This window comes from Pseudomonas syringae, assembly GCF_021605415.1.
In the GTDB taxonomy this organism is placed as follows: Bacteria; Pseudomonadota; Gammaproteobacteria; order Pseudomonadales; family Pseudomonadaceae; genus Aquipseudomonas; species Aquipseudomonas syringae_S.
On the sequence record NZ_WKEQ01000012.1, the window covers coordinates 91,292 to 104,727 of the forward strand.

Here is a 13,436-nt window from a genome sequence, read left to right on the forward strand (position 1 = left end):
TTGAGGTGCCTCCGGTACCTCGACAAAATGTTGCGCGTGAACAAGCTGGATGAAACACAGTCTGTTCTGCATCGAATATTTATTTGCCGGGGCGCCCTGTGGCGCTTCGCTACCGTGAGATAGCCGTCCTCCATGTTTGGTTCCAACGACGACAAGAAGACCCCAGCTGCGGCTGGCGAGAAGAAAAGCCTGTTCGGATGGCTGCGTAAGAAACCGCAGGAACCCGTCGTCGAACAGCCGCCTGCGATTCCTGAGCCGGAGCCTGCGCCCGCTATAGACGCGCCGATTGTGTTGCCGCTCACTGAGCCGGTTCTGCAGCCGGCTGTCGAGCCGGAACCTGCTCCAGAAGCGCCGATGGCCGCCGAACTGCCGCTGACTTCCGTCGCCGAACCATGGCTGACATTGCCAGTAGCGGAAGAGCCGGTTGCGTTTGTCGAAGAGACCACGTCGCATGTGACGCCGCCGATTCCCGAGCCGAACCCGTTTGCGCCTGCGCCCGAGCCGCTGCGAGACCCCGTGGTCGAGCCAGTGATCGAAACCGCGCCGGTTGCGCTGGAACCCGTCGAGCCGGTATTCGTTGAACCGATCGCCCCTGAACCTGCACCGATCACCGCTGCACCCGCTGCCGGGGTCGAAGCCCTCGTTGATGCTTCGGTAGTCGAGGCGCCGCGCGTCGAAGAAACCAAATCCGGCTTCTTCGCCCGCCTTAAGCAAGGCTTGTCCAAAACCAGCGCCAGCATTGGCGAGGGCATGGCCAGCCTGTTCCTCGGCAAGAAGATCATCGACGACGAGTTGCTCGAAGACCTCGAAACCCGTCTGCTGACGGCCGACGTCGGTGTTGAAGCCACGTCGGTGATCATCCAGCGACTGACCCAGAAGGTTGCCCGCAAAGAGCTGGCCGACGCCGATGCGCTGTACAAATCCCTGCAAGCCGAACTGGCTGCCATGCTCAAACCGGTCGAGCAGCCACTGAAAATCGTTTCGCAGAACAAGCCCTTCGTGATTCTGGTGGTGGGCGTCAACGGCGCAGGCAAGACCACCACCATCGGCAAGCTGGCGAAGAAGCTGCAACTGGAAGGCAAGAAAGTCATGCTCGCCGCCGGTGACACCTTCCGCGCCGCGGCGGTGGATCAATTGCAGGTCTGGGGCGAGCGCAACAAGATACCGGTGATTGCCCAGCACACCGGCGCCGATTCGGCTTCGGTAATCTTCGACGCCGTGCAAGCCGCCAAGGCCCGTGGCATCGACGTATTGATCGCCGATACCGCCGGTCGTTTGCATACCAAAGACAACCTGATGGAAGAACTGAAAAAGGTTCGCCGGGTCATCGGCAAACTTGACGAAGATGCGCCACACGAAGTGCTGCTGGTGCTCGACGCCGGCACCGGTCAGAACGCGATCAACCAGGCCAAGCAATTCAATCAGACCGTCACGTTGACCGGCCTGGCGCTGACCAAACTCGACGGCACCGCCAAGGGCGGGGTGATTTTCGCCCTGGCCAAGCAATTCGGCCTGCCGATCCGCTACATCGGGGTCGGTGAAGGCATCGATGACTTGCGCACCTTTGAAGCCGAACCCTTTGTCCAGGCACTGTTTGCCGAGCGGGAGCGTTCATGATTCGTTTCGAACAGGTCGGTAAGCGCTACCCGAATGGTCACGTCGGCTTGCATGAGCTGAGCTTTCGGGTGCGTCGCGGCGAGTTTCTGTTTGTAACCGGCCATTCTGGCGCCGGTAAGTCCACGTTGCTGCGGCTGTTGCTGGCCATGGAGCGTCCGACCAGCGGTAAACTGCTGCTCGCCGGGCAAGACCTGAGTACCATCAGCAACGCACAGATTCCGTTCCTGCGCCGGCAAATCGGCGTGGTGTTCCAGAATCACCAACTGTTGTTCGACCGCACCGTGTTCAACAATGTCGCATTGCCGTTGCAGATCCTCGGTCTGTCCAAGGCCGAAATTGCCAAGCGTGTGGATTCGGCCCTGGAGCGTGTCGCGCTGTCGGATAAAACCGATTTGTATCCGGGTGATCTGTCCACCGGCCAGCAACAGCGCGTTGGTATCGCCCGGGCCATCGTCCATCGCCCGGCCTTGCTGCTGGCGGATGAACCGACCGGTAACCTCGACCCGCGTCTGGCGGCCGAAATCATGGGTGTGTTCGAAGACATCAACCGCCTGGGCACCAGCGTGCTCATTGCCAGTCACGATTTGGCACTGATCGCGCGTATGCGTCACCGGATGCTCACCCTGCAGCGTGGCCGATTGATCGGCGACGGGGAGGCCGGGGTATGAGTGCGACTCGCAGTCCGAAGGTTTCCGAGCGCGTGGCCCCGAAAGCCGCCGATCCGCAGCCGCAAAAGAAGAAAAAACACGACGATGATGATGGCCCGGACTTCGCCACGCTGTTCCGCGCCTGGATTGAAAGCCATCGCGCCAGCCTGCTGGACAGTCTGCGTCGTCTCGGCAAGCAACCCATCGGCAGCTTCTTCACCTGCATGGTGATGGCCGTCGCGCTGAGTTTGCCGATGGGACTGTCGCTTCTGCTGAATAACGTCGAGCGTCTGGGTGGTTCGTGGCAGCGTGCGGCGCAGATCTCGCTGTATCTGCAACTCGACGCCAGCCCGGAGCAGGGCGAGTCGCTGCGCGAGCAGATCAAAGGCATGCCCGGTGTTGCTGATGCCGAATATGTCGGCCGCGATCAGGCTCTGGAGGAGTTCCAGCAGCAGTCCGGCCTCGGCGAAGCCCTGCGCGAGCTGCCGGAAAACCCGCTGCCGGGGGTTGTGCTGGTCACGCCAAACGAGGTCGACAAGTCGACTCTGGAAGCATTAAGACAAAAACTGTCTGAATTGCCCAAGGTACAACAGGCGCAACTTGATCTAGTCTGGGTCGAACGTCTGGCCGCCATCCTCAAGCTCGGTGATCGTTTTGTCTTTGGTCTGACGGTGCTTTTGGTGTCTGCATTACTTTTGGTGATAGGCAATACCATTCGTCTTCATATTGAAAACCGCCGCACAGAGATCGAAGTGATTAAACTCGTCGGCGGCACGGACAGCTATGTGCGTCGTCCCTTTCTTTATATGGGCGCGCTGTATGGCTTCGGTGCGGGGATTCTGTCCTGGGGTGTTTTGGCGTTCGGCCTGGACTGGCTGAACGACGCGGTGGTTGGACTGGCCGGCTTGTACGGCAGTGATTTCGCCCTGGCCGGAGTGCCAGTGGCCGATGGTCTGTCGCTCTTGCTTGGCGCGGTGCTGTTGGGTTATATCGGTGCATGGATTGCAGTCGCACGCCACCTCAGGGAGCTGGCGCCGAAGTAGATTCTTTTTGCGCGTGATTGACCTCACGGTTTTTATGGGAACTTGTCTTTTGGTTTCCGGTCAATTTTTCGCAGTGCTGAGAAGCACGAGTATTGTAAGTCGGAGGTTTTTTCGTATGACCAATTCTTTGCAACCTGCGTACGCGTTGGTTCCAGGCGCAAACCTGGAAGCCTATGTGCACACCGTCAACAGCATCCCATTGCTGACGCCGGAGCAGGAGCGTGAACTGGCCGAGAGTCTCTACTATGAGCAGGATTTGGGGGCGGCTCGGCAGATGGTGCTCGCCCACCTGCGTTTTGTCGTACACATTGCCCGTAGCTATTCCGGCTACGGTCTGGCTCAGGCTGACCTGATCCAGGAAGGCAACGTCGGCCTGATGAAGGCGGTCAAGCGCTTCAACCCGGAAATGGGCGTGCGTCTGGTTTCCTTTGCGGTGCACTGGATCAAGGCCGAAATTCACGAGTTCATCCTGCGCAACTGGCGCATCGTGAAAGTCGCGACCACCAAGGCCCAGCGCAAGCTGTTCTTCAACCTGCGCAGTCAGAAGAAACGCCTGGCCTGGTTGAACAATGAGGAAGTCCACCGTGTGGCGGAAAGCCTCGGCGTTGAGCCGCGTGAAGTGCGCGAGATGGAAAGCCGTCTGACCGGCCATGACATGGCCTTCGACCCGGCTGCGGAAGCGGACGACGACAGCGCTTTCCAGTCGCCGGCCAACTATCTGGAAGACCACCGGTACGACCCGGCCCGTCAACTGGAAGATGCCGACTGGAGCGACAACTCCAACAACAACCTGCACGAAGCACTGGAAGTGCTGGACGAGCGCAGCCGTGACATTCTCTACCAGCGCTGGCTGGCGGAAGAGAAGGCCACGCTGCATGATCTGGCGCAGAAGTACAACGTGTCGGCCGAGCGTATCCGTCAGCTCGAGAAGAGCGCGATGAACAAGCTCAAACTGTCGATCGCCGCGTAACCGGCCTCGGTAACAAAAAAACGCCCCGATCAGCGATGATCGGGGCGTTTTTGTTTTTGCATTCACAATGTGTACACAAAACCCTGTGGGAGTCTGGAAGATGGTTTGCCACTATCGCGACCACAACGCCCGGCGCGAATCATTGATCCCCACCAGATACCCGGTGCCACCCAACTGGCTCATCTGCTGACGAATCCATCCGGCCCGGCGCAATACATACGGCGATGGACGCCCGGCGCTCCACACGCGTGGATTGGGCAACACCGCCGCCAACAAGCTCGACTGCTGGCGACTCAACCCCTTGGCGCTGGTCTTGAAATGATGCCGCGCCGCCGCCTCGGCACCGAACACGCCGTCATCCCACTCGACGCTGTTCAGGTAAACCTCAAGGATCCGCTGCTTGGGCCAGAGCACTTCGATCAACGCGGTAAACCAGGCTTCCAGGCCTTTGCGCAACCAACTACGGCCCGACCACAGAAACAGGTTTTTCGACACTTGCTGGCTCAGGGTGCTGGCGCCGCGCACGGTGCCGCCGAGTTCGTTGTGGGCGAGGGCGGCGCGGATCGCGCCGAAGTCAAAACCCCAGTGCTCCGGGAATTTCTGGTCTTCGCCAGCAATCACCGCCACTTTCAGGTCATCGGAGATCTCGTCCCACGGCTTCCAGGTGCGTTGCAGGTCAATCGGCTCGCCGTCGATCCAGGATTCAATCTTGCGCTCGACCATCAGTGCGGTGCCCGGTGGCGGCACGAAACGAAACAGCAAGACCAGCAATACACTGCCGCCCGCGAACCAGAGCAGGGCTTTCGTGAGATGACGGAAAAATATACGCAGCATAGAGATGGCTTGGCCGAACCGTTTGAGCGCGCCATTATACAGACCCTGCCGTTCGAGTCTGACTGGAGTTGCACATGCTGCGTGGCTTTCTGATGCTGGCCGCTTTTTTCGGTTTCACCGGTGTTGCGTTGGGCGCCTTTGCCGCCCATGGCCTGAAAAACCGCCTGACGCCCGAATACCTGACGATTTTCCATACCGGCGTCACCTATCAATTGGTACACACCTTGGCGCTGTTCGGCGTGGCGCTGCTGGCGACGCAGATTCAAGGGCGGCTGATCACTTGGGCAGGCGTCTCGTTCGCCATCGGCATTGTGCTGTTTTCCGGCAGCCTCTACGTCCTGACCACCACGGGCATCAGCAAACTCGGCATCATCACCCCGTTCGGTGGCCTGGCCTTCCTGATCGGCTGGATCTGCCTCGGTCTCGCCGCCTGGCGCCTGACCTGACGCCAGGCCTGCGATCCGAATGCTTGCAGCTCACCACTTGACGCTTGGTACTGACCTTTAGGTCATGATCGGGCTAGAATGCCAGCCCCTAAAAATGATGGCGGCATTTGGCATGCGCATTCAGTTGAACGGCGAATCCCTTGAACTGCCCGACGGTGAAACCGTTGCGGCCCTGCTGACCCGTCTGGAATTGACCGGACGCCGGGTAGCAGTCGAACTCAATCTGGATATCGTCCCGCGCAGCCTGCACGCAGACACTGCGCTGAACGACGGCGACTCCGTCGAAGTGGTGCACGCCATCGGCGGCGGCTAATCCGCGCAGCAGCATTGTGCAAGACCCTCACCCCAACAGAGGATTCCCCATGAGCATCGTTCGTAGCGACAAGCCGTTCGTTCTGGCCGGTCGTACTTACCAGTCGCGTTTGCTGGTCGGTACCGGCAAATACCGTGACATGGACGAAACCCGTCAGGCCATCGAAGCCTCGGGTGCCGAAATCGTCACCTTTGCCGTACGCCGCACCAACCTCGGCCAGATCGAAGGCGAGCCGAACCTGCTCGACGTGCTGTCGCCGGATCGCTACACCTTCCTGCCGAACACCGCCGGTTGCTACGACGCCATCGAAGCCGTGCGCACCTGCCGTCTGGCCCGTGAACTGCTTGATGGTCACAACCTGGTGAAGCTGGAGGTGCTGGCCGACCAGAAAACCCTGTTCCCCAACGTGATCGAAACTCTCAAGGCCGCTGAAACGCTGGTCAAGGAAGGCTTCGACGTGATGGTTTACACCAGCGACGACCCGATCATCGCCCGGCAACTGGCGGAAATCGGCTGCATCGCGGTCATGCCGCTGGCCGGTCTGATCGGTTCCGGTCTGGGGATCTGCAACCCGTACAACCTGCAGATCATCCTCGAAGAAGCCAACATTCCGGTGCTGGTCGATGCCGGTGTCGGCACGGCCTCTGACGCCACCATCGCCATGGAACTGGGCTGTGACGCTGTGCTGATGAACTCGGCCATCGCTCACGCCCAGCAACCAGTGATGATGGCCCAGGCCATGCAACACGCAATCGTCGCGGGCCGCTTGGCGTACCTCGCCGGCCGCATGCCGAAAAAACTCTATGCCAGCGCGTCTTCGCCGCTGGATGGTCTGATCAAGTAAGAGCCATTGATGACTGAATCGAACGACACGCCTATCCAGACGGAAGAGGGCGACGAGCGCCAACACCGCCGCATCAAGAGTTTCGTGATGCGCGCCGGGCGCATGACCGAAGGCCAGCAGAAAGGTCTGGATCAGGGCACGCCGCTGTTCGTGCTACCGCTGGCGGATGCGCCGGTGGACTTCGATCAAGTGTTCGGCCGGTCGGCGCCGCGCTCGCTGGAGATCGGTTTCGGCATGGGCCACTCGCTGCTGGAAATGGCGGCAGCGGCGCCGGATCAGGATTTCATCGGCGTGGAAGTACACCGTCCGGGTGTCGGCGCGCTGCTCAATGGCGTGCTGACCCAAGGGCTGACGAACTTGCGGGTCTACGATTGCGACGCGATCGAAGTGCTCAACCGCTGCATCGCCGACAACAGCCTTGATCGCCTGATGCTGTTCTTCCCGGATCCGTGGCACAAGAGCCGCCACCACAAGCGCCGTATCGTTCAGGCGTCGTTCGCCGAACTGGTGCGCAGCAAGTTGAAGGTTGGCGGTGTGCTGCACATGGCCACCGACTGGGAACCGTACGCTGAATACATGCTGGAAGTGATGAACGTCGCGCCGGGCTATCGCAACCTCGCCGAAGACGGCAAGTGCGTGCCGCGACCGGCCGAGCGGCCGATCACCAAGTTCGAACGCCGTGGCGAACGTCTTGGGCATGGCGTTTGGGATCTGAAGTTCGAAAAACAGTCCTGACGAATATCGATCGTTCCCACGCTCTGCGTGGGAACGATCAACATCAACAAACGATCATCACCCTTCAGCGGCGGTCGGCGACGACGCCGATCAACACCAGCACCACCAGCAACACCGGCGCCAGGCTGTAGTTGTTGAACTGGCTCAGGCCTCTAATCACCCACGGCGTCGCATAAATCAGCGCCGCGCCGCTGCCGATCATGCACAGCAAGGCCATCAGCGGGACGCGCAAAGCGCCGGCAATGCTGCCCAGGCGTTGCTCGACCCAACCTTTGAAATCCGCGCCGAACAGCACCAGCAAACACCCCACCAGCGCCAGGGCAATTTCCGACAAATTGCTGCGGCTCCAGCGCGACACGGTGGCGAGCAGGTCGAGTATCAAATCCATGGGTTTTTCCTTAGGGCTGCCGTTTGGGGTTTCAGCTCAGAAATTTCTGTAGCAAGTCGTTGAGAAACAGTTGTCCGCGCTCGGTGGCCGCCAGACGTGACGGTTCGACCTGCAACAGCCCGCTTTGTTCGGCCTCTAGCCGGTGTTCAGCGAGACTCTCCAGCGGCAGGCCAGTGCGTTCCGGATACAGACGCGATTCCACGCCCGCCGTGAGCCGCAAAGCGTTCATCAAGAATTCGAACGGCATCTCATCATTGGTCAGCGCCTTCTCGCCGGCCTGAAAGGCTTTCGCCGGGTTCAGGTAATCCTTGGGCAGTCGGGTTTTCCAGGTGCGGACGATGCGCCCGTCCGGGTGGCTGAGCTTGCCATGGGCCCCCGCGCCGATGCCGATGAAGTCGCCGAAACTCCAGTAATTGAGGTTATGCCGCGCCGGGCGACCGGCCTGGGCATACGCCGACACTTCGTATTGCGCGTAGCCGTGTTCGGCCAGCAGGGCTTGCCCGGCCTCCTGAATGTCCCAAAGGGTGTCGTCTTCCGGCAGCACGGGCGGCTGGTTCCAAAACACAGTGTTCGGTTCCAGGGTCAGTTGATACCAGGAAATGTGCGTCGGGTTCAGCGCGATGGCCTGGCGAAGATCGCCCAAAGCGTCATCAAGCGACTGATCCGGCAAGCCGTGCATCAAGTCCAGGTTGAAGTTATCGAACCCGGCCTGACGGGCCATACCCGCAGCGCGAATGGCTTCGTCACCGTTGTGAATGCGGCCCAGGGCTTTGAGTTTTTCCTGCTGGAAACTCTGGATGCCAATCGACAAACGATTGATCCCCAGCGCGCGATAAGCGACGAATTTTTCTTGCTCGAACGTGCCGGGGTTGGCTTCCAGCGTGATCTCAATGTCGCTGGCAAATGGAATCCGCTGCTCGACACCTTTGAGCAAACGCCCAAGTGCTTGCGCGCTGAACAGGCTCGGCGTACCGCCACCAAAGAAAATCGAACTCAACTCACGGCCATAAACGGCGTGCAGATCCTGATCGAGATCGGCCAGCAACGCGTCGACGTATTCCTCTTCCGGCAGCACCGGGCTGGCGGTGTGGGAATTGAAGTCGCAATAAGGGCATTTGCGCACACACCACGGGATGTGGATGTACAACGCCAGGGGCGGCAGCGTCGGCAGCGGCGCCCGAGGCGAGGAGGCGGCGCCGCCGATAATCAGCGGCGACGCAGAGGCATCACCGGTCATTTCGAGCCCAGACGCTGGCGCAGCAGATCCATTGCTCGGGCGCGGTGACTGATTTGGTTCTTGTCGGCCGGGCTCAGTTCAGCGCTGGAGACGTTGCGCTCCGGCACCCAGAACAGCGGGTCGTAACCGAAACCGTGTTCGCCACTGGCAGCGGTCAGGATGCGCCCGTGCCACAAGCCTTCGCAGAGCATCGGCAACGGATCCTCGGCGTGACGCACCAGCGCCAGCACGCAGACGAACTGGGCACCGCGCTCGTGTTCCGGCACATCCTTCAAAGCGTCGAGCAATTTGGCGTTGTTCGCCGCATCGCCCTTGCCGTCGGCGTAACGCGCCGAATAAATGCCCGGCGCACCGCCGAGGAAATCCACGGCCAGACCGGAATCGTCGGCCAGCGCCGGCAGTCCGGAAATACGTGCGGCGTTGCGGGCCTTGAGAATCGCGTTCTCAACGAACGACAGGCCGGTTTCTTCCGGCTCGATTTGGCTCCATTCGCCGATCGAACGCAGTTGCACCGAGTCGCCGAGCATGGCCTGGAGTTCTTTGAGTTTGCCGGCGTTGTGGCTGGCCAGTACGAGTTGCTTGAGGTTCATCATTCGCCGGGGAAAAGCTCTTGGTTGAAATTGATGGTGTTGATCTTGTCGCCGTTCTGCACCTTGATTTCAAAGGTGCGGGTTTCCTGCTGATCGACCGGGTACTGGGCGATGTAGTAGATCGCGCCTTGCTCGGTGATCTGGCGGAACGCCAGCGGGAACATCTTGCCGGTCAGGTCTTTCACCGAGCCAGAGACCTGAGACATCAACGGTTTGCCATCCTTGATCACCGAGACGTTGATCACGCCCTGGTTCTTGCTGCGAATCAGCTCGGCAGCCTTGGCGATGTCCGGTGTCAGGAACGTCGAGTTGAAGGTGTTGTAATGCACGGTGACATCGCCGAACACTTCCTTGCGCTCGCCCTTGATGACATCGGCGGCCACGGCCGACAGGCTCAGGCAGGCGGCCAGCAGTGCGGTAATCAAGCGTCCCATGATCGATCTCCTCGAAATGTCGTGGCTCAGACCGCGACTTTGTGGTCTTGCAGCAAAGGGCTACTGACGCGGTAGATGCCAATTTCACCTAACAGATTAGGCCATAGCTTACTGGCCCACCCGTGGCGGTGCTGTTGATCCACGGCAAGCCGATCAATGACCTTGGCATCGCGTTCGCGGCACAGGGCTTCAAAGTCTTCGAAGGTGCAGAAATGGATGTTCGGCGTGTTGTACCAGGTGTACGGCAGAAACTCCGACACCGGCATCCGCCCTTTGCTCGCCAAGTACCAGCGGCAGCGCCAGTGGCCGAAGTTGGGGAACGTGATGATGCACTGACGACCGACCCGCAGCATTTCGTCGAGGATCTTGTCCGGGTAATGCACGGCTTGCAGGGCCTGGGTCATTACCACGACGTCGAAACTGTTGCTGGCGAAGTTGCCCAGGCCCTTGTCCAGATCCTGCTCAATGACGTTGATACCCTTGGCCACGCACTCGGCGATGTTGTCCGCATCGTTTTCCAGGCCATAACCGGTGACTTGCTTGTGATCGCGCAGCCACGTCAGCAACTCGCCGTCGCCGCAGCCGAGGTCGAGCACGCGGCTGCCGGCGGGGATCCATTCCTGGATGATTTCCAGATCAGCTCTCATGCTTTTCTCACAACGTGATTCGGTTCATGTAATTGCCGAACGCCTGCAAGTAACGCGGGATCGGAATCAGGAAGGCGTCATGGCCCTGCGGTGCGTCGATTTCCAGATAGCTGACGTCTTTACGCGCGGCCATCAGTGCGTCTACCAGTTCCCGCGAACGGGCCGGGGAGAAGCGCCAGTCGGTGGTGAACGACATCACGCAAAATTTCGCCGTGGCGCTTTCGAAGGTTTTCGCCAGGTTATCGTCGAAGTTGGCCGCCGGATCGAAGTAATCCAGCGCTTTGGTCATCAGCAGATAGGTATTGGCGTCGAAGCGCCCGGAAAACTCTTCACCCTGATAACGCAAGTAGCTTTCGACCTGGAACTCGACACTGTGAAAGTCGTAGTTGAGCTTTTCGCTTTTCAGGCCCCGGCCGAATTTCTCGCCCATGGAGTCGTCGGACAGATACGTGATGTGCCCGACCATCCGCGCCAGCATCAAGCCGCGCTTGGGAATCACGCCCGCCTCCTGGAATGAACCGCCATGGAATTCCGGGTCGGTGAGGATCGCCTGGCGCGCCACTTCGTTGAACGCGATGTTCTGCGCCGACAGCTTCGGTGCCGAGGCGATGGCCAGGCAATGACGGACGCGATCTGGATAAGTGATCGTCCATTGCAGCGCCTGCATGCCGCCGAGGCTGCCGCCAATCACAGCCGCCCATTGCGCGATGCCGAGCCGGTCGGCCAGGCGCGCCTGGCTGTGTACCCAGTCTTCCACGGTGAGCACCGGAAAGTCGGCGCCGAAGGGCTTGCCGGTGTCCGGATTGATGCTGCTCGGGCCGGTGGAACCGTTGCAGCCGCCGAGGTTATTCAGGCTGACCACGAAGAATTTGTCGGTGTCGATGGGCTTGCCCGGGCCGATGCAGCTGTCCCACCAACCGGGTTTGCGGTCGTCGGCGCTGTGATAACCGGCGGCGTGATGGTGGCCGGACAGGGCGTGGCATATCAGCACGGCGTTGCTCGCTTGCGCGTTCAGCGTGCCGTAGGTTTCGTGGATCAGGTCATAAGCGGCCAGCGAACGGCCACAGGCCAAGGCCAATGGTTCGCTGAAGTGCGCCGTTTGCGGCGTCACCAGACCAACAGAATCGGGGGGGAAGGCAGCTGGCATCGACCCTGCTCTCGTTGAAATGAGGCGTAAGTCTAAAGACCGGCGAGGTCAGCGGCAAGCAACGAGCCGTGAGCGTTCCCACCAGGTCGTGGGAACGCTCACGAAGGGGCTACATCAGTACGCGCAAGATCTCCGGCATCATCGTCATCGCCGCCAGATTGTTGATCACCAGCATGTCGATCAGCTTCAGTACCAGGAATGCGAAGATCGGCGACAGATCGAGCCCGCCGAGGTTAGGCAGGATGCGACGGAACGGCGCCAGCGCCGGTTCGCAGATCTGATTCACCAGTTCGGCGCCCGGGTTGTGGCTGCCCGGTGCAACCCACGACAGGATGATGCTGATGATCATCGCGAAGAAGAAAATCTTCAGGAACAGCGCGGTCACGCCGATGATCGACCAGATCAGCAGTTGCAGCGGGTTGCCGGTGGTGCCGTAGGTCAGCAGCAGCGTCAGCGCCATCAACGCCAGTTGCACCAGGATCGCCAGCACCAGCGACGACATGTCGAGGCCGAACAGGCTCGGAATGATCCGGCGCAGCGGCTTGAGCAGCGGCTGAGTGGCTTTGACGATGAATTGGCACAGCGGGTTGTAGAAGTTTGCGCGTACCAGTTGCAGGACGAAGCGCAACAGCACGATCAGCAGGTACAGACTGCCGAGGGTTTGCAGCACGTAGACCGCTGCGGTGTTCAGACCAATCATGTAAGGCTCCTTATTTGCCCAGTTGTTCGGCCATTTCGGCCGAGCGGTGCGCGGCGGCGCCGAGTGCTTTTTCCACCAGAGCTTCGAAGCCGCTGGCCTGGAACGATTTGATCGCAGCTTCCGTGGTGCCGGCTGGCGAGGTTACGCGGCGGCGCAATTCGGCGGCATCGACATCACTGGCAACCGCCATATGCGCGGCGCCAAGGGCGGTTTGCAGGGTCAGCTGTTCAGCGGTTTCTTTTGGCAGGCCGAGTTTGACGCCAGCAGCGGTCATCGCTTCGATCAACAGAAAGAAGTACGCCGGGCCGGAGCCGGACACAGCCGTCACGGCATCCAGTTGCTGCTCTTCATCCAGCCACAGGGCGATGCCGACGGCGGACAGCAGTTCTTCGGCCTGTTGACGCTGTTCGGCAGTCACTTCGGCAGTGGCGAACAAACCGCTGACACCCTGACGCAGCAGCGCCGGAGTGTTGGGCATGCAGCGCACGATGGGCTGTGCACCGAGCCACGCCTTCATGCTGGCGCAGGTGATGCCAGCGGCAATCGACACCACCAATTGATTCGGTTTCAGGCTTGGGCGAATCGCCTCGCACACGGCTTTCATCGCTTGTGGCTTGACCGCCAGCACCACCACGTCGACACCGTCGATGGCCTGGGCGTTGTCGGCGAAGGTTTCGATGCCGTGTTCGGCGCTGACGCGGGCGCGGGTGTCTTCGCCCGGATCGCTGGCGCGGATGTGTGCCGCTTCCAGACCCTTGGCCCGCAGGCCGCCGATCAGGCTGGCGGCCATGTTGCCGGCGCCGATAAAGGCGATTCGTGTGTCGCTCATGTCAGATCCTTATCT

Annotated in this window: 17 protein-coding genes; 8 read left to right on the plus strand and 9 right to left on the minus strand. The window is 60.5% G+C overall.

Annotated elements, in window-relative coordinates:
* Positions 1 to 132 precede the first annotated feature (132 nt).
* From ftsY to rpoH, 4 genes are all read left to right on the plus strand, one after another.
* Positions 133 to 1,617, plus strand: coding sequence for a signal recognition particle-docking protein FtsY (gene ftsY, locus GIW69_RS11170; protein WP_236482484.1), 1,485 nt, complete (start codon positions 133 to 135; stop codon positions 1,615 to 1,617).
* The gene (gene ftsE, locus GIW69_RS11175) at positions 1,614 to 2,285 is read left to right on the plus strand and encodes a cell division ATP-binding protein FtsE (RefSeq protein WP_003229148.1); all 672 of its coding nucleotides are present in this window, start codon (positions 1,614 to 1,616) and stop codon (positions 2,283 to 2,285) included. Before ftsY ends, ftsE begins: the two co-directional genes overlap by 4 nt.
* Positions 2,282 to 3,307: a permease-like cell division protein FtsX gene (ftsX, locus tag GIW69_RS11180; protein WP_236482486.1), complete on the plus strand. Its 1,026-nt coding sequence runs from the start codon at positions 2,282 to 2,284 to the stop codon at positions 3,305 to 3,307. The genes ftsE and ftsX overlap by 4 nt, the downstream gene beginning before the upstream one ends.
* Positions 3,308 to 3,422: 115 nt before the next feature.
* A complete protein-coding gene (gene rpoH, locus GIW69_RS11185) occupies positions 3,423 to 4,277 on the plus strand; it encodes an RNA polymerase sigma factor RpoH (RefSeq protein ID WP_042561557.1) in 855 nt (284 codons plus the stop codon).
* 111 nt (positions 4,278 to 4,388) lie between these two features.
* On the opposite strand, the gene mtgA is transcribed toward rpoH, so the two are convergent.
* Entirely contained in the window at positions 4,389 to 5,111 is a 723-nt protein-coding gene (gene mtgA, locus GIW69_RS11190) for a monofunctional biosynthetic peptidoglycan transglycosylase (RefSeq protein WP_236482488.1), read from the minus strand.
* A gap of 74 nt (positions 5,112 to 5,185) precedes the next feature.
* Here mtgA and GIW69_RS11195 point away from each other — a divergent pair, with 74 nt between their 5' ends.
* From GIW69_RS11195 to trmB, 4 genes are all read left to right on the plus strand, one after another.
* Entirely contained in the window at positions 5,186 to 5,557 is a 372-nt protein-coding gene (locus tag GIW69_RS11195) for a DUF423 domain-containing protein (protein ID WP_236482490.1), read from the plus strand.
* 112 nt (positions 5,558 to 5,669) lie between these two features.
* Positions 5,670 to 5,870 (plus strand): sulfur carrier protein ThiS, encoded by a 201-nt coding sequence (gene thiS, locus GIW69_RS11200; RefSeq protein WP_236482491.1) that lies wholly within the window; start codon positions 5,670 to 5,672, stop codon positions 5,868 to 5,870.
* 49 nt (positions 5,871 to 5,919) lie between these two features.
* Positions 5,920 to 6,714 (plus strand): thiazole synthase, encoded by a 795-nt coding sequence (locus GIW69_RS11205; RefSeq protein WP_236482493.1) that lies wholly within the window; start codon positions 5,920 to 5,922, stop codon positions 6,712 to 6,714.
* A 9-nt stretch (positions 6,715 to 6,723) separates the two neighbouring features.
* Positions 6,724 to 7,449 carry a tRNA (guanosine(46)-N7)-methyltransferase TrmB gene (trmB, locus tag GIW69_RS11210; RefSeq protein WP_236482495.1) on the plus strand — a complete coding sequence of 242 codons (726 nt, stop codon included), beginning with the start codon at positions 6,724 to 6,726 and terminating at the stop codon, positions 7,447 to 7,449.
* 64 nt (positions 7,450 to 7,513) lie between these two features.
* On the opposite strand, the gene GIW69_RS11215 is transcribed toward trmB, so the two are convergent.
* From GIW69_RS11215 to proC, 8 genes are all read right to left on the minus strand, one after another.
* Positions 7,514 to 7,837: a DUF3392 domain-containing protein gene (locus GIW69_RS11215; RefSeq protein ID WP_236482496.1), complete on the minus strand. Its 324-nt coding sequence runs from the start codon at positions 7,835 to 7,837 to the stop codon at positions 7,514 to 7,516.
* Positions 7,838 to 7,868: 31 nt separating this feature from the next.
* Positions 7,869 to 9,074: a radical SAM family heme chaperone HemW gene (gene hemW, locus GIW69_RS11220; RefSeq protein WP_236482498.1), complete on the minus strand. Its 1,206-nt coding sequence runs from the start codon at positions 9,072 to 9,074 to the stop codon at positions 7,869 to 7,871.
* Positions 9,071 to 9,667 (minus strand): RdgB/HAM1 family non-canonical purine NTP pyrophosphatase, encoded by a 597-nt coding sequence (gene rdgB / locus GIW69_RS11225; protein WP_236482500.1) that lies wholly within the window; start codon positions 9,665 to 9,667, stop codon positions 9,071 to 9,073. The genes hemW and rdgB overlap by 4 nt, the downstream gene beginning before the upstream one ends.
* Positions 9,664 to 10,098 carry a DUF4426 domain-containing protein gene (locus GIW69_RS11230; RefSeq protein ID WP_236482502.1) on the minus strand — a complete coding sequence of 145 codons (435 nt, stop codon included), beginning with the start codon at positions 10,096 to 10,098 and terminating at the stop codon, positions 9,664 to 9,666. Before GIW69_RS11230 ends, rdgB begins: the two co-directional genes overlap by 4 nt.
* A gap of 26 nt (positions 10,099 to 10,124) precedes the next feature.
* Positions 10,125 to 10,745: a methionine biosynthesis protein MetW gene (gene metW, locus GIW69_RS11235; protein WP_236482504.1), complete on the minus strand. Its 621-nt coding sequence runs from the start codon at positions 10,743 to 10,745 to the stop codon at positions 10,125 to 10,127.
* A 7-nt stretch (positions 10,746 to 10,752) separates the two neighbouring features.
* On the minus strand, positions 10,753 to 11,892 hold the full coding sequence (gene metX, locus GIW69_RS11240) for a homoserine O-succinyltransferase MetX (protein ID WP_236482506.1): 1,140 nt from the start codon (positions 11,890 to 11,892) through the stop codon (positions 10,753 to 10,755).
* A 109-nt stretch (positions 11,893 to 12,001) separates the two neighbouring features.
* On the minus strand, positions 12,002 to 12,592 hold the full coding sequence (locus GIW69_RS11245) for a YggT family protein (protein WP_236482508.1): 591 nt from the start codon (positions 12,590 to 12,592) through the stop codon (positions 12,002 to 12,004).
* Between the two features lie 10 nt (positions 12,593 to 12,602).
* Entirely contained in the window at positions 12,603 to 13,421 is an 819-nt protein-coding gene (proC, locus tag GIW69_RS11250) for a pyrroline-5-carboxylate reductase (RefSeq protein WP_236482511.1), read from the minus strand.
* Between the last annotated feature and the right edge of the window lie 15 nt (positions 13,422 to 13,436).